The 22,352-nt window shown below is 43.0% G+C and carries 18 protein-coding genes and 1 pseudogene; 16 read left to right on the forward strand and 3 right to left on the reverse strand.

Translation table 11 applies throughout. The annotated features are described in order from the left end of the window. Window positions 1–13 precede the first annotated feature (13 nt). Genes MMG82_RS01950 through MMG82_RS01975 form a run of 6 tightly spaced genes read left to right on the forward strand, consistent with a single transcriptional unit; the run spans window position 14 to window position 7,131 of the window. Window positions 14–2,119 carry a chemotaxis protein CheA gene (locus MMG82_RS01950; protein ID WP_047537583.1) on the forward strand — a complete coding sequence of 702 codons (2,106 nt, stop codon included), beginning with the start codon at window positions 14–16 and terminating at the stop codon, window positions 2,117–2,119. Window positions 2,120–2,133: 14 nt separating this feature from the next. Next, window positions 2,134–2,646 carry a chemotaxis protein CheW gene (locus MMG82_RS01955; protein WP_037418008.1) on the forward strand — a complete coding sequence of 171 codons (513 nt, stop codon included), beginning with the start codon at window positions 2,134–2,136 and terminating at the stop codon, window positions 2,644–2,646. 5 nt (window positions 2,647–2,651) lie between these two features. Then, a complete protein-coding gene (locus MMG82_RS01960) occupies window positions 2,652–4,622 on the forward strand; it encodes a methyl-accepting chemotaxis protein (protein WP_047537580.1) in 1,971 nt (656 codons plus the stop codon). Then, entirely contained in the window at window positions 4,623–5,474 is an 852-nt protein-coding gene (locus MMG82_RS01965) for a CheR family methyltransferase (RefSeq protein ID WP_047537577.1), read from the forward strand. Beyond that, window positions 5,455–6,075, forward strand: a complete 621-nt coding sequence (gene cheD / locus MMG82_RS01970; protein WP_037418018.1) for a chemoreceptor glutamine deamidase CheD — start codon at window positions 5,455–5,457, stop codon at window positions 6,073–6,075. The genes MMG82_RS01965 and cheD overlap by 20 nt, the downstream gene beginning before the upstream one ends. Before the next feature lie 3 nt (window positions 6,076–6,078). Further along, window positions 6,079–7,131, forward strand: a complete 1,053-nt coding sequence (locus tag MMG82_RS01975; protein ID WP_241406394.1) for a chemotaxis response regulator protein-glutamate methylesterase — start codon at window positions 6,079–6,081, stop codon at window positions 7,129–7,131. Window positions 7,132–7,161: 30 nt separating this feature from the next. Here MMG82_RS01975 and MMG82_RS01980 read toward each other — a convergent pair whose 3' ends face one another. Next, window positions 7,162–8,793, reverse strand: coding sequence for a diguanylate cyclase (locus MMG82_RS01980; protein WP_037429090.1), 1,632 nt, complete (start codon window positions 8,791–8,793; stop codon window positions 7,162–7,164). A gap of 351 nt (window positions 8,794–9,144) precedes the next feature. Here MMG82_RS01980 and MMG82_RS01985 point away from each other — a divergent pair, with 351 nt between their 5' ends. Continuing rightward, entirely contained in the window at window positions 9,145–10,290 is a 1,146-nt protein-coding gene (locus tag MMG82_RS01985; RefSeq protein ID WP_241406395.1) for a DUF1570 domain-containing protein, read from the forward strand. A 115-nt stretch (window positions 10,291–10,405) separates the two neighbouring features. Continuing rightward, entirely contained in the window at window positions 10,406–10,855 is a 450-nt protein-coding gene (locus MMG82_RS01990; RefSeq protein WP_241406396.1) for an SRPBCC family protein, read from the forward strand. Window positions 10,856–10,985: 130 nt separating this feature from the next. On the opposite strand, the gene MMG82_RS01995 is transcribed toward MMG82_RS01990, so the two are convergent. Next, the gene (locus MMG82_RS01995; protein ID WP_047537566.1) at window positions 10,986–12,578 is read right to left on the reverse strand and encodes an ABC-F family ATPase; all 1,593 of its coding nucleotides are present in this window, start codon (window positions 12,576–12,578) and stop codon (window positions 10,986–10,988) included. A gap of 1,005 nt (window positions 12,579–13,583) precedes the next feature. Between MMG82_RS01995 and MMG82_RS02000 the strand changes: the two genes are divergently transcribed. The 5 genes from MMG82_RS02000 to MMG82_RS02020 all read left to right on the forward strand — a co-directional run bounded on the left by MMG82_RS02000 (window position 13,584) and on the right by MMG82_RS02020 (window position 18,847). Then, window positions 13,584–14,552 carry a helix-turn-helix domain-containing protein gene (locus MMG82_RS02000; protein ID WP_144344985.1) on the forward strand — a complete coding sequence of 323 codons (969 nt, stop codon included), beginning with the start codon at window positions 13,584–13,586 and terminating at the stop codon, window positions 14,550–14,552. Continuing rightward, window positions 14,549–15,754 (forward strand): EAL domain-containing response regulator, encoded by a 1,206-nt coding sequence (locus tag MMG82_RS02005; protein ID WP_037418632.1) that lies wholly within the window; start codon window positions 14,549–14,551, stop codon window positions 15,752–15,754. Before MMG82_RS02000 ends, MMG82_RS02005 begins: the two co-directional genes overlap by 4 nt. Then, window positions 15,747–16,055, forward strand: coding sequence for a hypothetical protein (locus tag MMG82_RS02010; RefSeq protein ID WP_241406397.1), 309 nt, complete (start codon window positions 15,747–15,749; stop codon window positions 16,053–16,055). Before MMG82_RS02005 ends, MMG82_RS02010 begins: the two co-directional genes overlap by 8 nt. Beyond that, window positions 16,045–17,979: an ATP-binding protein gene (locus tag MMG82_RS02015; protein ID WP_241406398.1), complete on the forward strand. Its 1,935-nt coding sequence runs from the start codon at window positions 16,045–16,047 to the stop codon at window positions 17,977–17,979. Before MMG82_RS02010 ends, MMG82_RS02015 begins: the two co-directional genes overlap by 11 nt. An 85-nt stretch (window positions 17,980–18,064) precedes the next feature. Further along, window positions 18,065–18,847, forward strand: coding sequence for a CLCA_X family protein (locus MMG82_RS02020; RefSeq protein WP_241406399.1), 783 nt, complete (start codon window positions 18,065–18,067; stop codon window positions 18,845–18,847). A 10-nt stretch (window positions 18,848–18,857) separates the two neighbouring features. On the opposite strand, the gene MMG82_RS02025 is transcribed toward MMG82_RS02020, so the two are convergent. After that, window positions 18,858–19,784: a hypothetical protein gene (locus MMG82_RS02025; protein ID WP_241406400.1), complete on the reverse strand. Its 927-nt coding sequence runs from the start codon at window positions 19,782–19,784 to the stop codon at window positions 18,858–18,860. 476 nt (window positions 19,785–20,260) lie between these two features. Between MMG82_RS02025 and MMG82_RS02030 the strand changes: the two genes are divergently transcribed. The 3 genes and pseudogenes from MMG82_RS02030 to MMG82_RS02040 all read left to right on the forward strand — a co-directional run. Continuing rightward, window positions 20,261–21,430 carry a PepSY-associated TM helix domain-containing protein gene (locus tag MMG82_RS02030; RefSeq protein WP_241406401.1) on the forward strand — a complete coding sequence of 390 codons (1,170 nt, stop codon included), beginning with the start codon at window positions 20,261–20,263 and terminating at the stop codon, window positions 21,428–21,430. After that, on the forward strand, window positions 21,430–21,894 hold the full coding sequence (locus MMG82_RS02035; protein WP_203431776.1) for a hypothetical protein: 465 nt from the start codon (window positions 21,430–21,432) through the stop codon (window positions 21,892–21,894). The genes MMG82_RS02030 and MMG82_RS02035 overlap by 1 nt, the downstream gene beginning before the upstream one ends. A gap of 97 nt (window positions 21,895–21,991) precedes the next feature. After that, window positions 21,992–22,246: pseudogene (locus MMG82_RS02040) on the forward strand (hypothetical protein); the annotation flags it as partial. Between the last annotated feature and the right edge of the window lie 106 nt (window positions 22,247–22,352).

A 22,352-nucleotide genomic window follows, 5' to 3' on the forward strand; every position in this document is an offset into this window, starting at 1 on the left:
TATCGGGGGCAATATGTCCATTAATATGGCTGAGTTTCATCAAGTCTTTTTTGAAGAAAGCCATGAGCATCTTGAAAGCATGGAGCAACTGCTTATTGCCCTCGATCTTCAGTCGCCAGATCCCGAGGAGTTAAATACTATTTTTCGAGCGGCGCACTCTATTAAGGGAGGCAGTGGTATTTTTGGCTTTACGGCGCTCACCAGTGTCACTCACGTAATGGAAAACCTACTCGATAAAGTGAGAAAGGGTACATTTGAGTTATCTTCCGGGGTCATTGATTTACTTTTGAAGACGGTTGACACGCTATCCCACATTCTTAGCTTGTATCGTGAAGATTCACCAATTGATTGGCAACAGGTTGAATTTGCTAAAAATCAATTAATTGCAGCATTAAATGGTGAGCCTTTTTCGATTACCCATTCTAACGAAACGTTCACTTCGCCAATTCAAACAGCAGTGCCACACACAGCAACGGTTTTACCCAAGGCCTGTGACGAGAATGATCTCGGCTTTGGTTTTTTTGAAGATGATGTCAAATTAACCTTAGCCATTGAAAATCAAGATTTTGGTTTTTTTGATGAAGCGTATATTGCGAAAGAAATTAGTATTGATGATTTAAGCAAAACGGTCACAAATAGTCAGCAACTTAGTACAGCGCCTGACGATGACTTAGGTTTTGGTTTCTTTGAGTCTTTAACAGCTGAAAGCATTGACAGTGAAATTGATGCTTTAGTGCAGATTAAAACTAATCCAGCACATCCCATCATTGAGCCAATTGCAGAGCCTATTAGTCATCATTCCGGTGCTAAAGTGCCTCGTTATACAGGCAAAGTCACGCAAACCGAAAAAACAGAACCCACAGATTTGGTTACTTCAAATGCATCAAATCAGCATGTGGCTTCTGCGGTCACATCACCACAAACAACTGTTGCGACTAAAAAAGTCAACACGACCACTCAAGATGCCACATTAAGAGTCGAAACCTCCAAAATCGATACCCTAGTCAATCTTGCGGGTGAATTGGTTATTACCCAGTCAATGTTGACCCTCATTGGTAATGAGCTGTCGGGTGAATTGGGTGAAAGGCTTAAGACTGCATTGGTCGAACTTGAGCGAAATACGCGGGAGATGCAAGAGGCTGTGATGTCGGTCCGAATGTTGCCAGTTTCCTTTGTATTCAACCGGTTTCATCGATTAGTCAGGGATTTATCAGAACAACTCGGCAAAAATGTCAATCTCGTGATCGAAGGTGGCAACACGGAAATCGATAAGGGCATGATTGAAAAGCTGGTCGATCCGCTCACGCATCTAGTACGCAATAGTTTAGACCATGGTATTGAAAAACCAGAAGTCAGGCGTGCGTTGGGTAAAGCTGAAACGGCCCAATTATCGCTTAAAGCAAGTCAGCGGGGGGGCTGTATTGTCATTGCTGTGCACGATGATGGTGCTGGATTACATCGCGAGAGGATCTTACAAAAAGCCCGAGAAAATAATATGCCAGTTGCGGATAACATGCCGGATAAACTGATTTGGCAACTGATTTTTACCGCCGGATTTTCGACCGCCAAGGAAATTACTGATGTTTCTGGCCGTGGTGTCGGGATGGATGTTGTTCGTCGAAATATTGAAGCACTAGGCGGACGAATCGATATCGATTCCGTGGCGGGTCATGGGGCTACCTTTGAAATTCAATTGCCACTGACCTTAGCCATTGTTGATGGGATGAGTGTGAGTGTGGGGAATCAAATCTATATTTTACCGCTTGTCCATATTATCGAATCAATACAACCCCATAATGAGCAGCTAACGTCCTTCGCTCACGAGCGTTTAATCCGAGTCAGGGAAGAATATTTACCCCTATTAAACCTGCATCAATTGATGGAAATCGATCCGTTTGCCAAGCGTCCCGAAGAGGGCATTGTGGTGCTCCTTGAAAGCAACAATAAACGTTTTGGATTGTTTGTTGATGCATTGGTTGGTCAGCAGCAGGTTGTGATTAAAAGTCTTGAAAAACATTATCGTCGGATCCCTGGCGTGTCTGGAGCCACCATCATGGGAGATGGTAGTGTCGCTTTAATTCTCGATGTGGAATCACTGGCCCAGCATATTAAGCATTAACTGAGGACATGCTAATGGAAAGTCGCACATTGCTCGGCCCTAAACCGGAATTTAGTGCCCATGATGAAGTAGAGTTTTTAAGTTTTGTGCTGGGTGAAGAACACTATGCATTGGACATTATGTCGGTAAAAGAAATAAGAGGTTACGAGCCTGTCACAAAAATTGCCAATGCGCCCAGTTTTATTAAAGGAGTGCTTAACCTGCGTGGTGATATCGTACCGATTGTCGATTTACGAATGAAATTTAATGTCGGAACAGCTACTTATGATGAGTTCACGATAGTGATTATGCTCAATGTTTGTGACCGAATTGTCGGCATCGTGGTCGATGCTGTTTCAGATGTCATTAAACTGGCGAGTGAAGCTATTTTACCCGCCCCGCAATTTGGCGCTGCCTTTGATAGTCGCTATCTCAAAGGTCTCGCAACCGTTGAAGAAAAAATGATTATTTTGGTCAATATTCAAGCTCTTATCAGCAGTGATGAGTTGGGGCTAATGGATACAAACAGTCTTTCTGAGCAGGAGTAAACACTATGGGTATCTTAGATATTTTCGGTAATACCGAAGAGCGCCAACGTCGAGATGAAGAGCGCCAACGTTATTTCCAATTGCTCGATAACAGTGGTAATAATTTCATGATTGCCGATAGTGAGCGCAATATCATTTACGCCAATAAAGCCGTACTGAATATGCTGTCAGAGGCTGAGGCTGATATCCGTAAACAGTTACCCCAGTTTTCCGTTGCCAAGATCGTTGGCAGTAATATCGATATCTTCCATGTTAATCCCGCTCATCAGCGCAATATGCTAGAAAGATTAACACAACCACATACGGCACAAATCAGCATTGGTAAGCGTACCTTTAAATTGATACTGACACCTATTATTTCCCGTGATAATAAGCATTTAGGGACTGGTGTTGAGTGGATTGACCGCACTGAAAGTATTGAAGCTGAACGGGCAACCCAACGCATATTAGAAGCGCTCAATAACACAAGCACCAATGTGATGATCGCCGATGCCAATCGAACCATTATTTATATGAACCGTTCAGTTGAAGCCATGTTACGCCGCTCTGAAAGTGAAATTCGCCAGGTTTTACCCCATTTCGCCGTGGATAAGATCATCGGTAGTTCTATGGATATCTTCCACCGTAATCCGGCGCATCAAGCGAGTCTGCTTGACAAGCTCGATCGTAAATATGAGTCGCAGATCAAAGTGGCGAGTTGTCATTTCCGTCTAACGGCAAGCCCGATTATTGCAAAGTCAGGTGAACGGTTAGGCACAGTTGTTGAGTGGCTCGACCGTACTGAAGAAGTACAAGTTGAACAAGAAATTGCTCGGATCGTTGGGGCAGCCGCTGCGGGAGACTTTACCCAACGTGTTGATAGTCAAAGTAAGCAGGGTTTTTTCTTAATGTTAGCGAATAGCCTCAATGCTTTGATTGAAACCTCTGATAGAGGATTACAAGATGTTGCTCGTGTGCTAATGGCCATGGCTGAAGGGGATTTGACCACGAGGATTTATAACGAGTATGAAGGCACCTTTAATGATTTAAAAAACTATTCAAACCAAACCGCTGAAAAGCTCTCTTACATGATAAGAGATATTCAAAAAGCAGCTGATACCATCAATACCGCATCTACTGAAATCGCTCAAGGCAATGCCGATCTGTCCAGTCGAACAGAGGAGCAAGCCTCGAGTCTCGAAGAAACTTCCGCCAGCATGGAAGAGTTAACGGGAACTGTAAAATTAAATGCTGATAATGCCAGCCAAGCCAATGCCTTAGCTTCAAAAGCTGCCGATGTGGCTGAAGATGGGGGAGAGCTTATCCAGCAAGTCGTGCAAACCATGGCGTCAATCAACGAATCCGCGCGCAAAATTGCCGATATTATTGGCGTGATCGATGGTATTGCCTTTCAAACCAATATATTGGCGCTCAATGCTGCGGTCGAGGCAGCCAGAGCCGGTGAGCAGGGGCGGGGGTTTGCGGTCGTGGCCTCAGAAGTGCGAAGCTTGGCTCAACGTTCTGCAAATGCAGCGAAAGACATTAAGGCATTAATCTCTGACTCGGTCAGTAAAATTGAGAGCGGCAATAGCCTCGTCGGAAAATCCGGCGATACCATGAAGGAAATTGTCATTGCAATCAAACGAGTGAACGACATTATGGCGGAAATAGCCTCCGCCTCTAATGAGCAAGCGATTGGGATCGATGAAATAGGCAAAGCCGTTGTGCAAATGGATGAAATGACGCAGCAAAATGCGGCGTTAGTCGAAGAAGCCGCTGCGGCAGCTGAAAGTATGCAATCTCAGGCGCAGCAACTAGCTGATAGTGTTGCAAATTTCAAAGTCGATGAGGAAACAAGCGTAATTGGCCGCACCTCTGAGCTTAAAAAAATAGCGACTAAAACCCCCTCATTAGCACGAGTGTCCACGAAACCTAAAGCAATGACGCCTAAGCCTAGGTTAAATAAAGTCGATCAAGATGAATGGGAAGACTTTTGATTGAGTGATCTCAGACCGCTAGGTAAGGAATATGTGTTTACATTGGCTCACTTTAAGGCGGTGAAGACCCTGCTGTATCGGTTCGCTGGTATAAAATTAGCCGACAGTAAAGACGCTATGGTGTATAGCCGATTAGTGAGGCGAATTAGGGTACTGAAATTGTCGGGATTTACGGCTTATTTAGAGTATTTACAAGCGAATGAATGCGAACACCAGGAATTTATTAATGCACTCACGACTAATCAAACCGCGTTCTTTCGTGAGCCGCATCATTTTGAGGTGTTAAAACGCTATTTACAGACTCATCCACACACAAAACGGATCTGGTGTGCTGCAAGTAGCACGGGTGAAGAACCTTATTCGATAGCTATGGTCGTCGCTGAGCATTTTGGTCGATTTAATACGCCGATTGAGATAATAGCGTCAGATATTGACAGTGCCGTCTTAAAAAAAGCGCAGACGGGGATTTATCCGATAGAGCGTATTGAGACGGTGAGCGATGAGCGTAAAACGTTATTTTTTCAGCGGGGTAAAGGGGCGAAACTCGGTCAAGTCCGTGTGATCCCGGAATTAAAGCAAATGTTGCAGTTTACTCGAATCAACTTAGTTGATTCTTTTTGGTCGATTAAAACCCCCGTCGATATTATTTTTTGCCGAAATGTAATGATTTATTTCGATAAAGCAACTCAAGAAGCCATTTTAAAACATATGGTGCTGTCACTAACGGAAGAGGGGTTATATATCGCGGGACATTCTGAAAATTTCAATATGTTTCCACAGATCCTCACCCCTGTAGGACAAACTACTTATCAGGCCGTAAAGGGAAAAACGAGTGCTAAGACCGAATATTGAATATCCTGCCCTAGGGCCAAATCGGTATTTTGATCACTTGTTTGATTGTGAAGCCGTGAAAATTATGCCGGGTGAATATTATGCCACTCGGGAGGGTAACTTAATTGTGACTGTATTAGGGTCGTGTATTGCCGTTTGCTTATATGATCTCGAACGGAAAATTGGTGGCATGAATCACTTTTTATTGCCCAGTTGCGATAATCATGGAAATGGTATTTTAGCTGAATCAGCGCGTTATGGTGTCTATGCGATGGAGTTGCTGATCAATGATTTATTGAAATTAGGTGCAAGACGGCAGTTCATTGAAGCGAAGGTGTTTGGTGGTGGCAACATGCTATCAGGATTAACATTACACAATATTGGCGAGCGTAATGCTGAATTTGTGTTGGATTACTTGCAGATAGAGCAAATACCCGTCATCGCTGCGGACTTACTCGATATTTACCCGCGTAAAGTGTACTTCTTCCCGGAAACAGGATTAGTTAAAGTTAGAAAAATCAAGACGATGCATAATAGCACTATTATGGATAGGGAAAGTGAATACCGCTTACGGATTAAAAATCTTCCGAGTGGTGGGGATGTGGAACTCTTTGGTGAATAGCAGATGGCAATAAAGGTATTAGTGGTAGACGATTCAGCCTTAATCCGCAGTCTGTTGGGCAGGATGGTCGAGTCCGATCCTGAGTTGTGTCTCGTTGGCATGGCTGTCGATGCCTATATGGCCAAGGATATGGTGAATCAATTTCGGCCAGATGTGATTACCTTAGATATTGAAATGCCAAAGGTTGATGGACTCACGTTTTTAGATCGATTAATGAAGGCAAGACCAACAGCTGTCGTGATGATTTCTGCCTTAACCGAAGAGGGCGCAGATGCGACATTCAATGCACTAGCTCTGGGAGCTGTGGATTTTATTCCTAAGCCTAAGCTGGATTCACCTCAGGGATTTAATGAATATCAGGATTTAATCCTCGAAAAAATTAAGTCTGCGGCAAAGGCAAAGTTGCAAAGCCTGCCTGCGCCGACCATAACGCTGAAACCCAGTTTAAAATCTGCCTTAAATCAACGTACTGTTAATACCCAGTTAGTGGCTATTGGAGCTTCCACTGGCGGGACCGAGGCTATTTTGCATCTTTTACAACAATTTCCTGCGGTTATGCCGCCAATTGTGATTACGCAACATATGCCTGCCGGATTTACCCGTACCTTTGCAGAACGACTAAACAAACTCACTCGCCTTAATGTAAAGCAAGCTGAGGAAGGGGAGCGGTTATTACCTTGTTATGCCTACATTGCACCAGGGGATCAGCACTTAGAAATCATCAAAGTTGGTGGGAGTTTTAAAGCAAAGCTTAGCCAAGGTGACAAAGTCAGTGGGCATAGGCCATCGGTGGACGTGTTATTCCATTCAGTGGCTCAATATGCAGGCGCGAATGTGACAGCTGTGATCCTAACTGGTATGGGTAAAGATGGGGCCGATGGGATGGAAGCGATAGATAAGCAAGGTGGCAAAACCTTTGCCCAAGGAGAGCAGAGTTGTGTGGTATTTGGTATGCCTAAAGAGGCGATCAAACGCGGCGCGATTCATCATATAGTAGAATTGCCTCAATTAGGGGATAAACTGCTCCAGTATTTGGCATCATTAAAACGAGACTAGGTCATACTGATTTTTACCCTAGGTAATACATTAAACTAAAGTATTGATAATACAATTTCGTCCGCTTCGTTTGGCTTCATACAAGTTTTTATCCGCTAATAATAAACACTCTTGAAACTGATGACATTCGGTTGAAAATGCCAAACCACCACTCAATGTGACTTTAAATTCGGCGCCTTCTTCAACAAACACAATATGGCTAAAGCTTTCGCGAATGGCATTAATTTTGGCAATCGCCAGCGGTGCGGGCATGTCAGGTATGACCAGCATAAACTCCTCGCCGCCATAACGCCCCATAAAATCCGCAGGGCGTAGGGACTGTTGTAACAGGTGCGAAAAAGCTAATAGAACCTTATCACCACCTGAATGGCCATAAGTATCATTCACTTGCTTAAAGTGATCTAGATCCAGCATCGCGATACATACGCAAGAGTTTGCTCGTTTGGCTAAGCTGAAACTATGACGAGCCGCAACAAGGATTTGAGTATGATTCAATAAGCCCGTTAAACTGTCACGGCTGGCAGAACTGCGTATATCATGGCCACGTTGCGCGCGGGAAATCACTTGGGTAACAAAGAGGCTGGGGGCCGTTTGTTTAGAGATAAGATCATCGGATCCCGCCTGAATAATGCTGACTTTATTTTGCATGGTGTCATCTGAGCTCAACACTAAAATAGGGCTTGAAGTATATTTATCGAGCTGACGGATCATTCTTGCCAGTTCTAAGCCATTTACCTCCGGCATATAGAGATCAAAGATAAATAAATCCGGTTCAAATTGCTCCAGGGTTGGCATGACGTGCTCGGGTTTGGTCATGCCTCTAACCATTAACCCATGGCTACGTAACAAGCTCGAAAAATAATCCACCATCGATTGCTGATCATCCACTAACAGCACTTTGAGGGGAGGCTTATCGGACATTTTGAGCCATTGATGAATTTTACGAACCAACAATGTTGTTTCGGCCGGTTTAACAAAATACTCGCTGACATTGGCACGAATCGCTAATAAACGCATATCAAAATCGCCACGAGAAGATAATACAAATACCCGAGTATTATTTTTCTCAAATTCGGTGGCAGCTTCGAATAGTGCCTCTTCGGTATAATCGGGCAAGATAAGATCTAATAAAATTAAATCGAATGGACTTGAGTATTGCACCTTGAGAAAGTCGGTAAAATTTAAGAAATGTTGCACATTAAAACCAAACTCGTGTAGTTGTTTTGTGATCATTAAGCCCACATTACTGTCATCTTCGATGATGGCAATACAGTATTCATGGCGAGACTTTGAGGGTTTATAGGGGCTTTGTTGCATTTGCGCCTCAACCACGGGGGCCGCAGGCTGACAATGCTGATTATTTTGCAGTAACTGGTGAAAAAGCGTATCTAGGCCTTTGATCACATTTAGCGTTGGTGCTGGGGTGTCGAGAAGATGTTTCAATTGAAGCTCAAGCTTATCGACTAGATCTTTGGTCTCGATTAAGCCAAAGGTTTCACAGGAACCTTTTAAATTATGCACTTCGCGATAAACGGCTGACAGCATATGTCCTTGCCAGTTTTTCCGTAGTGAGATCCATAACGTAATGATTTGTTTCTTTTTATCAGGCAAAGCATGTAAGTACTGACGTTTGAGTTGTTCTAAGGATTCTTCAAGACTCATAAAACCATCACCATGATAAGGATTTACAGAATAAACTGGTGCACCGGTGCTGCGTATGCAATACCCCTTAAGGATTAATTAACCCAATTCATTTAGTTGTGTTTTGTTGGGTACCTTATGAGTGTAAACCAATGGAGAAAAAATGCGGCAAAACAAGTCTTTTTCGATGGATATTTTGTTTAGTCTTAAGTGAATATTATAGTGTTGTGTATTTTGATGTTGTAGCTTGCTGACTGATCAAATAATGTCTTATTTCAACACATCTTGGTATTGAACTTTTGCCTATTGAAGAGAAGGTTTATGTGTTCACTCGTGAGCTTAATCGTCATTGAATCTTAGGGAGTGGTGGCAATGGAAAGCCGCACAAAGCATATTTTTGTAACGTTATTTTCAATGGCCATTATCGCTTTGCTAGTCGATTACTTTCACTATCAAGGTCGATGGAGCCGCATTGAGACCAGCCAACTAGTGACTAATATTATGAAGCCTGTTCATCACTACTGTGCTGCTTATCAATGGGATTGGTGCACTGCATCAGATGTTCCGCCCACAATCAGTCAAATAACACCTCGGATTGTGGAAAATGAAACACACCAAATGGATTTTGATGGATGTAATGACTTGGTAGTAAAACAGGGAGAAGAGGCTAAGCAAAGAAGAATATATACTTGGGTTGATGAAAAAGGGCTGACACATTTCTCTGATAGTAGCCATGCAATTAAGAATAGTCAGCTGACACTTTACACAGAGCCGCAATATAGTTTTGAGTTAAAAATTGATTCATTGGCTACGACTCCTCCACCATTTTTTCGAGATCGTCTTAATGCAACGATTAAAGACATTGATAGTATTTACCGAAAATACTTACCAAAACGTCAGCTTCATCCAATCAAAGTCAACTTAATGTTGGCTGGAAACCTGTCCGCTTATAACAAATTAAAGGCACGTTATGCTTCTCAAGTAGGTGCAAGCCAAGGATTTTATTCCGGTCAACATAACCTAGCAGCAGTATGGCATCGTGAAGATGCCCAAGCATTTAGAACTGCAATCCATGAGAGTGTTCATGTAATCAATGCCGGACAATTTGGTGGTATACCTCGCTGGTTAAATGAAGGACTTGCTGAGTACTTTGAATCTTCAGAATTCTTAGAAACCGTTGAGTTAAATACTCGATATGAATCAATTATTAACAATAATACTCGGAACAAGTCGAATATGGTTTTTGTAGATGATAAAGCTCATTTATCAATGGGGCTTGTTGAGCTACTTGTATCAGAACAAGATTGGCAAGGACAGATGCAAGATGCGCTCTATCAACATTCTCACAGTTTTGTTCGCTTCTTGTTTCAACATAAAAATGGCAAACAGTTATTAAGGCGGTTATTTGAGCACCTTAGTACGCAGCGTTGTGGAACTAAGAATGTTGACGAAATACTCGCTTCTTACCCAGGGGGGATCAGTCAATTAAATAGAGATTGGCTGGGATGGAGGCAATAATAGATGGAGAATTTTAACTATAGAAATTACACGAGCAACTATAATCTTGTTTTTTGCTCGTGCTAAATACTGATGTTAGACACGGTGCTTAAACGTCATTTTAAAGGATAAGGATATGTCGGATAACAGAGGTACAGTGAGATTACATAGGGTGTTGCGTGCACCAGCGGCGTTAGTCTACAAAGCATTTACCGATAAAGCGGCGTTAGAACGTTGGTTACCACCTTATGGCTTTGTCGGGACAATTCATGAGTTTGAGTTGGCTGTCGGTGCAGGGTATTCCATGAGTTTTACCCAATTTGCGACCGGGTACAGTCATTCTTTTAAGGTGACTTATACCGAGCTAATCCCTAATACACTTATCCGCCATAGCGACCAATTTGATGATACTAATCTACCCGGGGTGATGCAGGTGACAATTGAACTTGCCGAGGTAGCCTGTGGTACCCGCTTGCAGATAGTACAGGAGGGCATTCCTGCGATCATTCCTGAGGAGATGTGTTACTTAGGCTGGCAAGAGTCACTACTGCAACTTGCGGCTTTGGTGGAAGCGAAGACGGAATGAGGTCGTCAGTCACTGGGTGATATAAAAAGGGTGATATAAAAAAGACGCTTATCTCGAGTAGAGTGAAGCGTCTTTTTTATTGGCAAAGGATAAAGCCTTTAAAAAGGCTTAGTACCTAGTACCCGTAGGGCTACGCACTGGCAAGGTTTGCCAGATACTCATCAAACGTCCCTTGAAAGTTCACCAATTTTCTATCACGAATATCAATAATGCGAGTCGCTAACGAAGAAACAAATTCGCGGTCATGACTGACAAAAATCAGCGTGCCTTCAAAATCTTTGAGGGCATTATTGAGCGCTTCAATTGCTTCCATATCCATATGGTTAGTCGGTTCGTCCATAATGATGACGTTGATATCTTGCATCATTAACTTACCGAAAATTAAACGGTTTTTCTCTCCGCCGGAGCAGTTTTTAGCCTTTTTATTGGCATCATCTTCGGTAAACAGCAAACGACCTAACATGGCGCGTACCATCAAATCGTTATGTTTGGGTTGGCGCCATTGGTCCATCCATTCAATAATAGTCAAGTCATTATCGAAATCGCTGGTACTGTCCTGTGGGCAATAGCCGATAGCGGCATTTTCGGACCACTTAATCGTGCCTTCATTATGGATTAATTCATTGACTAAACAGCGTAATAGGGTGGTTTTACCCACACCGTTCTCGCCAATAATTGCTAGTTTTGCGCCAGCTTCGAGAATTAAATCACCTCCTTCGAATAAGTTTTCGCCATCAAAACCATGGCCAAGATTTTCCAGCACTAAGGCTTGACGATGCATTTTCTTGCCAGCAGCGAAACGAATCGATGGGGTAATTCGGCTGGAGGATTTCACTTCATCCAGTTTAATTTTGTCCATGCGTTTGGCGCGCGAGCTGGCTTGTTTTGCCTTAGAAGCGTTGGCACCAAAGCGGTTAACAAAGTCCTGTAATTCTTCAATCTCGGCGCTCTTTTTGGCGTTGCCAGCTAAGAGTTGTTCACGCAACAATGCCGATTGCGCTAAAAAGTAGTCATAGTTGCCGGGATAAATACGCAGTTCGCCGTAATCGATATCCGCCATATGGGTACACACTGCATTAAGGAAATGCCTATCGTGGGAGATGATGATCATGGTACATTTGCGTTTATTCAGCTCAGTTTCAAGCCAACTAATGGTATGAATATCTAAGTTGTTTGTCGGTTCGTCGAGTAGCAAGATATCAGGGTTAGCAAACAGCGCTTGGGCTAATAACACCCGCAGTTTCCAGCCTGGCGCAACCTGAGACATAGGACCGTAGTGGAAAGACTCTTCGATACCGGCTTCGATGAGGATTTCGCCCGCGCGGCTCTCGGCGCTGTAACCGTCCATCTCGGCAAATTCGCTTTCAAGATCGCCTACACGCATACCGTCTTCTTCGCTCATATCTGGCTTGGCGTAGATGGCGTCCCGTTCTTGTTTGATTTTCCACAGCTGGGTATCACCCATAATCACTGCATCAATAACCGTGTATTGCTCGAAGGCAAATTGATCTTGGCTTAGGGTGCCGACCTTTAAGCCCGGCGTGATAGACACGTTGCCCGATGTCGGGGCGAGGGCGCCACTTAAGATTTTCATAAAGGTGGATTTGCCGCAGCCGTTAGCGCCAATCAAACCATAACGGTTGCCGTTGCCAAATTTTGCCGAGATATTTTCAAATAATGGCTCGGGGCCGAATTGCATGGTGATATTTGCGGTAGAGATCAAGGGTATGTCCTAGGGGTAACGTCTTAATAAAAGGCTTAAACCGGCTGCGTTGCTGACAAATGCCGCTGCAACAATCATGCTGATGCCAGCAAGGTCTTGGCCAAGATAATTTGGCCGCGCAGTATAGCGATTTCACGCACAATATGCGAGTTACAAACAAATCCTTAAAGATAATAAACTTTGCCGTTGAAGCCCGTTTAATAAGCACGCTGTGTCTCTTGGCTCCGCGCGGGAAGAGCATCTACGGAAGCGCCTTAATCCTTGAGTGATGCCCGTGATTAGCACTATCCATCTAAACCTTGGAGTGGTTAATTACTGCTTATTTCCACTATGGGTTCGCCTCGTTTACCCCCTAACGCGGGGTTTTGCTCACCAAGCGCATAGGTTATTTTGAATTACTATTCACTAATGTGCATATCCTTTAGCAAAATTCCCGAGGTTAGCTTTTTATTTATGCAAATTTTAGAATAAAAAACCGCTTAGGGTTTCAGTACCTTCCTCACTGTCATGCCCCCTTGATTCGATAATTAGTCTCGTTAGTCGGCATGAGTTGCCGTCGTTGTCTGCTTATCGAAATACTGGTGTTAGCGATTACGCCTTTATTTTCTTTGAGGCCGATATTTAACTGAATGGTAATAAAACATTGCAATTCTATGTTTGATTTCTGTATCTATTTGTATCGTCAGTAATATAGCTTGTTCGAATAGATATTACCGCATGGATCACTAGACACTTTTTCCCATGACACACTGTAATAGTGCCATGGTCTTATTTAAAAGATGACACTTATACTGCTATTACCGTAGCAAAAATATGGTTATATGGCTAAATCTATAAAGGTATAAGTGATGCAAGAAGAGAAAATCACTGGTCTCTATTTTGTGGAAGAACAGCAACGTATCTGGATTATCTATACCCTAAGGTATCCAGAACCAATAGATGATGTTGACCTTGAGACATATATGGAGCTGCTTGAGAAAATAAAAAAGACTGATGGAACACGCTATGATTTGTACACCTATCTCCTATCAAAGCAAAACAAGTGCACAGACATTCTCCAATTTCTTAAAACACACACGCACTGAAAATCAACTTTCACAGGAGGATTTATGTTGTTTACTCAGGGAAAAAAGTTGTTTATTTGATGCGTTAGATGCGATTACGATTAGCCGTTGGGAGCGAGGAGTCAATATCCCATCGCTAGCAAAACAGGCAGAAATTGTAGAAATTTTTGGTTCAGAATTATTTGATATTTATCGGCAGGATAAAAGTTTTGTTAGTGAAGGACTCGCCTCGATTAATTTATTTGATTCGAGTGTCGAACGTAGCGAACATCCTTATTATCGTAATAAACCTTATCGTGTCGAATTTATTGATAACCATCATGATAACTTTTTGACCTTACTACAGTTGAGCCTGGTGTATGAGAGTAACCCTCGGCTTTGTTTGAATAATTGTCAATTATCGCAACCCTTTTTTTTGGGATTATCGCTCGTTGTTGCATTTAGTTTTGGTGAGCAGATTGTTGGGCATTGTTTGTTTTGCCGTACGCACGCTAAGGTTGCGCTCGAGTTTATGAATGATGAAGTGGATTTGTTTGAGGTCATTAGCCATAACAGTCAGTCTAGCCCCGATACCTTAATGGTGTTTTCTTCTTTTGGTGTCACACCTCATATTGAAAACTATATGATGTCTGTCTACCTGAATGAAATGGCTTTATGTCGTTCGATAAAGTACTTAAGTTTCAGCATCTGTGATGAATCCTTAAAAAGGAAGCTTTCCCAATTCAAGTTACCTATTTTTAAAATTAGAACCTTAGAAAACAATCATAGATCTATAAAGAATTATTCCTTTTTCGCCAGTAGAACCGAAGTCATGGCTAATCGAAATTTGCTGAAATTATCAGTTATTCCTTCGGCTAAGTCTCAGACAATCGATCCTATTTTCTTTATGCAGCTAGAGACCAATATATGAATATACTCATTATTGATGATCAAAAATTTATCCGAGAAACGCTCAAAGCGGATATCAATAAATGTTTAGCCGAAAATGAAATTAATATTTATGAAGCCAGTAATGGCAATCAAGGGATTGATTTAATTATGGGGTTAAATGTATCACTCGATCTCATCATTATCGATTTGAAGATGGAGCAGGGTGATGGTATTGCTGTCATCAATATGTTGGCGACAGAGCCTCGGTGGATGTCGATTCCGATTGCCGTGATCAGTTCTTCCGATAAACGAACTCTTGAATTGGTAGACTGTATTATTCATACACTCAGGTTAAACCTATTGGGTGTGTTTGCAAAGCCTGTCAATGCCAGTGATATCTTAATGCCATTGCTGACGACCGACACCGAAGATGTGCCTGAGTCAACTACGCATCGTCATCGAGGTCAGCGACATGCAAATATCAACGTTCAACAGTTACTTAAGGATGAACAGTTGATCCTCTGTTACCAGCCAAAGATTAATTTAAAAACCCAAGAAATTACTGGTTTTGAGGTGTTGTCTCGTTTATGTGATCGCCACCATGGTTATATTTATCCCGACGTATTTTTGCCTTTAATCAATCAACAGGGATTAAACAGTATTTTTTCGCGGATGGTGATTTCTCAGGCGTTGCAGTGTTGGCTACGCCAGCCGCTACTCACCCCATTTTCATTATCAATCAATATTACGGCAGATGATCTCACTTGTGAGGAATTAATTGAATACATTATCGAGTCTAGTCGTGCTCATACGGGGATTCACTTAATTTTAGAGTTAACTGAATCACAGGAAATCATTAATCAAGATCGAGTTCTTAATTCAATTGCCCGACTCATTATTAATAATATTGATATTTCACTGGATGATTTTGGTAAAAGCTATTCGACCTATGATCGTCTTGATGCTATTCCTTTTAAAGAAATAAAAATTGATAAAAGTTTTGTCTCCGATATGGATATCAATCATCAACATTATTTAATTGTTGAGTCGACCATTGCCCTAGCGCAAAAGATGCACGTAAAAGTGGTTGCCGAAGGCGTAGAAACTGCCGCTATTGCCGCTATTTTGACAGCCTTAGGTTGTGATGTGGCACAGGGATATTTGTATAGTCCACCCATTGAAGGTCGTTACCTTATTAACTGGATAGGCCATTATCAAAGTGAGTGTTTAATACATGAATAATCATGGGCTTGAACACCAAGTGAAGCAAGCGCTGTCTGTTTTTTTGGCGCAATATCAACAGCCGCAGCAACAAGTGTTAAGGCGAGCTTTACTCATAGAGCTTGAACGCATGAGTCTGCAACTTATGTCACTCAACGCTGAAGAATGTTTTTCTGACCTTAGGCATGAGTTTTTGGGGATGACGAGTTATCTCGGCTTGGATGAGACGTTGTGTGTTTCAAATTTGGCTTCAGTATCGGCTTTTAACACCCAGATCCAATTGTTGTTAAATGCCGTAAAGGAGCAAGATAATGGGGAGTAAATATACTTCAAGCATGTACTTGCTTACCGGGTTATTTATTACGCTGATTATTATTTGCTTAACACTTGCCCATTCAATTAATGAATTTAAAGCGGTTTATCAAAAAAAAGCTCAGGCAGTATTTTCATCATCCCAAGATATGTTTTTACAACACCGTATTATGTTAGACGCATTGCGATCGTTTTTTAATGCTTCCGCTGCGGTGACCACAAAAGAATTTGAAGTATTTGCTAAGGATTTGCTGAAGATTAAATCTGCCGTTGCCTTCACATTAACCCCTGAACTCGAACTGGCGTATATTTCTGATCCGTCCGTCTTACCAGAACTTAAATCATTAACATTAAGTATGATGGACAACGGGAGTTTACACGCCAGGCTAATTAATTATACCCTTTTGACCGTTAAGATTGATGAACCTCAGATGCCTTATTTGATTTATGCCATTTCCCAAAAAAGGATTTTGACGCGTATCGATCAAGAGCAAGATATATGCATTACGTATCAGTTCGAGCATTCAATTTTACGAAGCGCTTTTTGTGATATCCCTGCTGCAACGGGGATTTGGCGCTTATTTGCCTATTCAGATCGTCAGTTTATTACATTGAACGAATATCAGACCCGTTTCAATTTACAGGTTTATTATCAGGTACCTCGAGCGGAAGTGATTGAGCTTTTCGTTATAATCCTATCGATTGCGCTTCTTGGGCTAGCATTTTCGCTACTATGGTTTTTTAAAGCGAAACATCAACAGCTTATTGAACGCATCGAATGTGAAAATCGTTCGAAATTAGCGGTAATGGCCAGTATTAATCATGAGATCCGTACGCCAATAAATGCGTTGCTTGGTTATAGCCGGATGCTCAAGAAAACTCTTTCAATACCATCCGAGCGAGCGCAGCAGGGCACATCAAAACAGGAGCTAAGCCATATTGTCGATAAAATGATCTGGTCAGCAAATTTGCTTTATTCGGTTGCTGAAAACACATTAAATTACAGTAAGGCTGAAGTTGGAAAACTCACATTAGATCAGCATGCGATTAACCTCAGAGAATATGTTGGTCGCATTCAGGAATACTATCAAGCTTTCAATACTACTTCGGGTAAAACCCTCACGGTGTCGGTGAGTGATACGTTACCTGACTTGCTTAAGCTTGATGGCACTAAGCTATTCCAACTTGTCACCAATATTATTAATAATGCTTTTAAATACAGTACTGGTGAGCAGGTACACTGTTATATGGATTTACATCCTTCATTTAATCAAGCTTCAGCTTCACCTATGTTGAGGGTGTTGATCCGTGATTTTGGTGAAGGTATGCCTATGCAGGCAAAGCGGGCGTTAGATAGTCCCTTTATTTATCAATCACTGTCCAGCTCCTATGGTATTTCGGGAATAGGGCTTGGGCTTTATACCTGTAAGCGATTATTGGAGCAGATTGGCGGTAAATTACGGATACGCAGTCAGCAAGGACGAGGAACCACGGTATTAATGCACTTTCCGTGTCAGTTTTATCACCAGAAGCAGGAGCCAATACACCGTTATACCCAGCAACCATTACTATTAGTGGACGATAATCTGTTTAATCTTGAGATTTGCCGTGGAGCGCTCGAGTCCCATTTTGCCCAAATCCACTGTACAGATCAGGCTGAATCGGCGTTAAGGCTATTTAAAACGCTGCGGCCACGATTGGTGATTGTCGATTATCGGTTAAAGGAGACTGACGGATTAGTATTAATCCAACAAATGCGCCAGATTATCATTGAGATGGATGATAGTACTTGGGAATGCCAGTATTTTCTGCTCTCAGCCAATGATAGTGATGAGATCCCAGCACTTGGGCGATTCCCCGATGTGGTCTTTATCCAAAAGCCCTTTAGTTTAGAAGTGTTTTTGAGCAAATTAGCGGCAATTACGCCAGTATAGGATGGCTACTGGAACACTATAAATGCATTCGGCTTTCACATAGAATGGCCTTTATACATTACTTAACCGACGATTCTAACGGATTGTGCTAATCCATCAGCAATACCACCGTCATGGCCCCGATTATCGCTTTGGGGAGCAAATGACTTTTCTCGACGTGAAACAAACCTTTGGCTTTAGTCATGTGCGCGTAGGGCGTTGGGTTACGCGGGAAGAATCCTTAATTGCCGCTAATTTAGTGTTTGATTCGCTGGCAGACCTTGCCTTTATCCTGCATTTACCGCCCTTAACCTTAGGGCTAAGGCAAACCTTAAGTCTTGCCTTTGGTCATGGCGGGCAAAAGGGTGTGCAAGCCCATTATGCTCCCGCGGCTAGAGAGCTGGCATTAGCAAAAAATGCCGGCGCTGGCGCCTTGGCCCATGAGTTTTGGCATGCGTTTGACCATTATGTGGCGCCTAAGGCGTTTTCGCGAACCACGGGACGTTTTAAGTGCGCCAGTGAGCTCTGGCTTGCTGATCTGCCGCTCATTGATCATCCGTTAAATCATCGTTTAGCAGAAATTTTTCGAGTGACATTACTCTCTGAGGACAATCTAGCGCCGAGCGATTATGTACGCCGTGCAATAGCATTAGATAAGCGTTATGGTGCGCAGTATTTTGCTAAACCCACCGAAATGATGGCTCGGGCCTTTGAAGCGTGTATCGAATCCTATCAAGGGATCCAAAATCCATATTTGGTGTCTGGCACACGTTACTCTGCGCAGGCAAAGGAAGGAGCTTATCCCGATGAATCACATAGACAACGTATCTTTAATGCCTTGATAGCCTACTTTGAGCCATTAGGCATAGCGTTAGGGAAAGTTGGATAAGCGATCAGTGTTAATCGGCGAGTTGCTGCTGGCAGTAGGCAAGTTGGTGGCGAATGGCATCGAGCCATTGTGAGGCGCGGTAATCCATTAAATACCAAGGGCTGAGCTGTGTTTCGGGCTGATGATTAAAAAACAGCGACTCACATGCGATGAGTTTAGCTTTATCCGCACACTGCAACCAAATAGCGCTTGGCGTATGTGCTAACTCGGCTAAATGCTGTCGTACTCCTTGTTTGGTATCCTCATTTACACACTCAATGAGACGATATTGTCTCAATAAATCCAGTTTGATAAAGGGATCTTCACTTTCACTGATAAAGTTTATTTGGTGTGTTGCCTCCGTTGTTTGCTCCCAAGGTTTAAGCGTAAATTCAGTCCAGTCTAAGCGATCACAGAGTAGGGCTTTAGCGATTCTTCTTTCCCCTAACCAGTTATGAACCATGCAGGGGAGATGGACCGTCTCGGGCAGTTCAACACTGCGCCGTAAGCTGGGCAGTAGCGACATGCGCTGAACTTGTAGTTGTTGTGCCAAGGTCATCATAAGAACGATCGCCGTTAAGCCCGATGATGGCCAGCAACCGAGAGTTGCAGTGAGATCGGTGGCGACTTGGGTTAATGCTTTCGCCAGTTGCACACCTTGGGGATGACCTTGTACTTCAAAAGCATATTGCGATTCGGCAAAGCCACCATTGGCAATCGTAACCACATGACCATGGGGCGTGAAATGCTGCGGACATTGCGTACCATTAAAAATAAAGGTGAGACCTTTCGCGGCAGGTTGCCATTCCCCTGACGCATTGCCAATGATGGTGGCTTGCTCAAGCTTGAGTTGCTCGGCAAGTGCTTTGAGGGAAATCCTAGGTTGCGGCTTAGCCAATTGACGGTGCATATGCGTATGTGGCTGAGGCGCATCGGCTAAGGGGTGTGAATAGGGCATACTCGCAAGGACTCTCTAAAGCAAAGAGGGCTAGTGTACTGGATCTTCTGTGCTGACTAAAGAATTATTGCCTACAAGCTATCGGTAAAATAATTAATAAAATTTTATAATAACAGTACGTTACACTGTTTCGTTTACCAGTATTACTTATTCACTAATCATCATAAACACAGATATCTCAGCAAGAAACCTAAACCAATTGCTCCTGAGTTTTATCTAGGCGCGCCTTCGACAGTCTAAGGAATATATGTCGATTTGAATCGGTGGTAATCAGCAGCATGCTATAAACATTTTCATTTAAACCTATCTTACTTCATCCATCCTGAGCGCTGCTTGAGTTGAATATCCAGAGGCTGGCTGTCCCAAAATGTGTGACTGATCTTGTAAATATAGTAGATTACCCATATACCGTATTGATAATAATTCGTATTAACTTTACACTGACAGGATTTTAAAAGAGGTAGGAACAACTCCCCATGGCGAAAATAAGTAATCGCTTCTGGTTTATGTTACACGGCTGGGTATCATTGCCCATCTGGATTTTATTCAGTTTCATCTGCTTAACGGGCACGGTTGCAGTACTTAGTCATGAACTGACTTGGCTGACTAACCCTGCAGCCCGTGCGACCAATCCGAATGAGCTACCCGCTAAACCCGTTGATGAATTAATGCTGGTGGTGGAAAAGGCCTATCCGAATGCGCAAGTCATGGGAGCGATGACCTTTGAGCCTTATATAGTCAATGCCATTACTTTTACCGATGCCGATAAGCCTTATGCTATCGCCTATGTGAATCAATATACGGGTGAGATCCAGCAGATCAACGAAGGCATCACTTTTATCGGCTTTATGCGTTCATTACATGGTTGGCTGTTGTTTCCGTGGCAAGGCGGTTATAGCTTGGGGTATTACCTAGTGTGCTCTATGGCGCTCTTGATGCTTGCCTCATTAGTGACAGGGCTCATTGTGTACAAACGCTTTTGGCGCAGCTTTTTTGCACCTAAATTACGTCTAATGCAAGGAAAGAAGACCTTGTTGTCGGATCTGCATAAGTTATCGGGTGTTTGGTCGATTTGGTTTATCGCGATTATGAGCCTCACTGGGCTTTGGTATTTAGTCCAAGCTATCTTCTGGCATGCGGATATTGATATCGAGCCCCATGCATCATTGATTGCTGCCGAGCAAGTGCCGCTAGTACAGGCTGGCGATTCAAAAGTGCCAAGCGCCAATGTCTCTTTTACCGAGGCTTTAAGTTTAGCCAAACAGCGTTTCCCCGATTTTCAACCAAGTTATGTGATGCTGCCTGAGCATCAACGGGATATGTATCATTTAAGCGGCAGCGGCGATCATATTTTTTATGATCAATATTCCTATAATCTCAGCATTAATCCATGGACCGGCGAAATTGCCAGTGTCAGCTCGCCAGAAACCATGACAGGTATGCAAACCTTAATGCATATTGCCGATCCGCTGCATTACGGCACCTTGGGAGGGATTTGGACTAAGTTTATTTGGTTCTTTTTTGGTCTGGTGCTTTCTGGAATGTCAATCACTGGTTTTATGATGTGGGGATTGCGCCATGTTCGCGCCTTTAAACAGGCCGAAACCACAGATTTGGCTGCAGATATGATTGGGGAGGCTCGCTAATGGCAAAATCAGTATTTTGGTTAAAGCATAAATACAAGCTCAGTGGCTTGATTTTAATCTTACCCTTAGTGTTCCTCTATCAGTCGCTTAGCCCGAGTTTTCCACCAGCTTGGCCGAGTAAGCAACTGGGGGAGTTTAAGATTGCGCCTATGCCGTTAGATTTAAAGTCGCCCTATAAACACCACGATGATTACGTTAAAGATTTTATGTTGATCTTTGAACAGGGAGATGTGGCCCATATTCGTCAAGCTTATGCCAATATCGGCCCAGTGGCACTGCCATTAGAAGCCCTACAAAAAGGTGAAAATGGGGTGTTACATGGCAGCAAACATGGCCAGCATGTGCATGCGATTACGGGCGCTAAGTTAGCGGCAACGGACAGCTTGTGGGTGTCGATTCAAAATTGGCAGGGCGAATGGTTGGTTAGCCAATGGCCCGTGCCCGAGGCGGTGTTAGTTCAGTAATAACGCTATAAAATTGTTTGCAGTAAAACCGCCCTCAGGTGCAAACTGTGCCTGAGGGTTATTTTTATCGGGTAGGTTTTACTGCATAGGATGTGATATGGAATTTACTGAAGCAGAACTCGCGTTAATCGCGGCCGCAACACAAAAAGTGCAAATGGCGCAGCGGGTGCGGATGGGTGTGATTATTTTGCTTATCTTAGGTACGTTCACGTTGCTGGCAGGATTTTGGAGTCACCCGTACGCGATTTATATTGCCTTTGCGCTGGTGGTCTTTGCGGTCGCGCTACCTCAGTTTGGCCAAGGGCCAAAATATGAAGAATTGCTAGCCCTATTGCAGCAAAAAGCCGCTCAAGCAAAACGATTAATCTGCACTACAGGGCTAATATCAATAGGGCTAATAACAGTGTTAAAGACAACGCTAATAACAAAGGGCTTTCAGCTTAACTAGCCGAAAGTAT

The sequence above is a fragment of the Shewanella sp. MM_2022_3 genome, from assembly GCF_022557375.1.
In the GTDB taxonomy this organism is placed as follows: Bacteria; Pseudomonadota; Gammaproteobacteria; order Enterobacterales; family Shewanellaceae; genus Shewanella; species Shewanella xiamenensis.

What these genes read in the sequence shown, in the direction of transcription:
- MMG82_RS01950 (WP_047537583.1), top strand. Translation starts at nt 14, where the DNA reads ATGTCCATTAATATGGCTGAGTTTCATCAAGTCTTTTTTGAAGAAAGC.
- MMG82_RS01955 (WP_037418008.1), top strand. Translation starts at nt 2,134, where the DNA reads ATGGAAAGTCGCACATTGCTCGGCCCTAAACCGGAATTTAGTGCCCAT.
- MMG82_RS01960 (WP_047537580.1), top strand. Translation starts at nt 2,652, where the DNA reads ATGGGTATCTTAGATATTTTCGGTAATACCGAAGAGCGCCAACGTCGA.
- MMG82_RS01975 (WP_241406394.1), top strand. Translation starts at nt 6,079, where the DNA reads ATGGCAATAAAGGTATTAGTGGTAGACGATTCAGCCTTAATCCGCAGT.
- MMG82_RS01980 (WP_037429090.1), bottom strand. Translation starts at nt 8,793, where the DNA reads ATGAGTCTTGAAGAATCCTTAGAACAACTCAAACGTCAGTACTTACAT.
- MMG82_RS01985 (WP_241406395.1), top strand. Translation starts at nt 9,145, where the DNA reads ATGGAAAGCCGCACAAAGCATATTTTTGTAACGTTATTTTCAATGGCC.
- MMG82_RS01990 (WP_241406396.1), top strand. Translation starts at nt 10,406, where the DNA reads ATGTCGGATAACAGAGGTACAGTGAGATTACATAGGGTGTTGCGTGCA.
- MMG82_RS02000 (WP_144344985.1), top strand. Translation starts at nt 13,584, where the DNA reads ATGATTTGTACACCTATCTCCTATCAAAGCAAAACAAGTGCACAGACA.
- MMG82_RS02005 (WP_037418632.1), top strand. Translation starts at nt 14,549, where the DNA reads ATGAATATACTCATTATTGATGATCAAAAATTTATCCGAGAAACGCTC.
- MMG82_RS02010 (WP_241406397.1), top strand. Translation starts at nt 15,747, where the DNA reads ATGAATAATCATGGGCTTGAACACCAAGTGAAGCAAGCGCTGTCTGTT.
- MMG82_RS02015 (WP_241406398.1), top strand. Translation starts at nt 16,045, where the DNA reads ATGGGGAGTAAATATACTTCAAGCATGTACTTGCTTACCGGGTTATTT.
- MMG82_RS02025 (WP_241406400.1), bottom strand. Translation starts at nt 19,784, where the DNA reads ATGCCCTATTCACACCCCTTAGCCGATGCGCCTCAGCCACATACGCAT.
- MMG82_RS02030 (WP_241406401.1), top strand. Translation starts at nt 20,261, where the DNA reads ATGGCGAAAATAAGTAATCGCTTCTGGTTTATGTTACACGGCTGGGTA.
- MMG82_RS02035 (WP_203431776.1), top strand. Translation starts at nt 21,430, where the DNA reads ATGGCAAAATCAGTATTTTGGTTAAAGCATAAATACAAGCTCAGTGGC.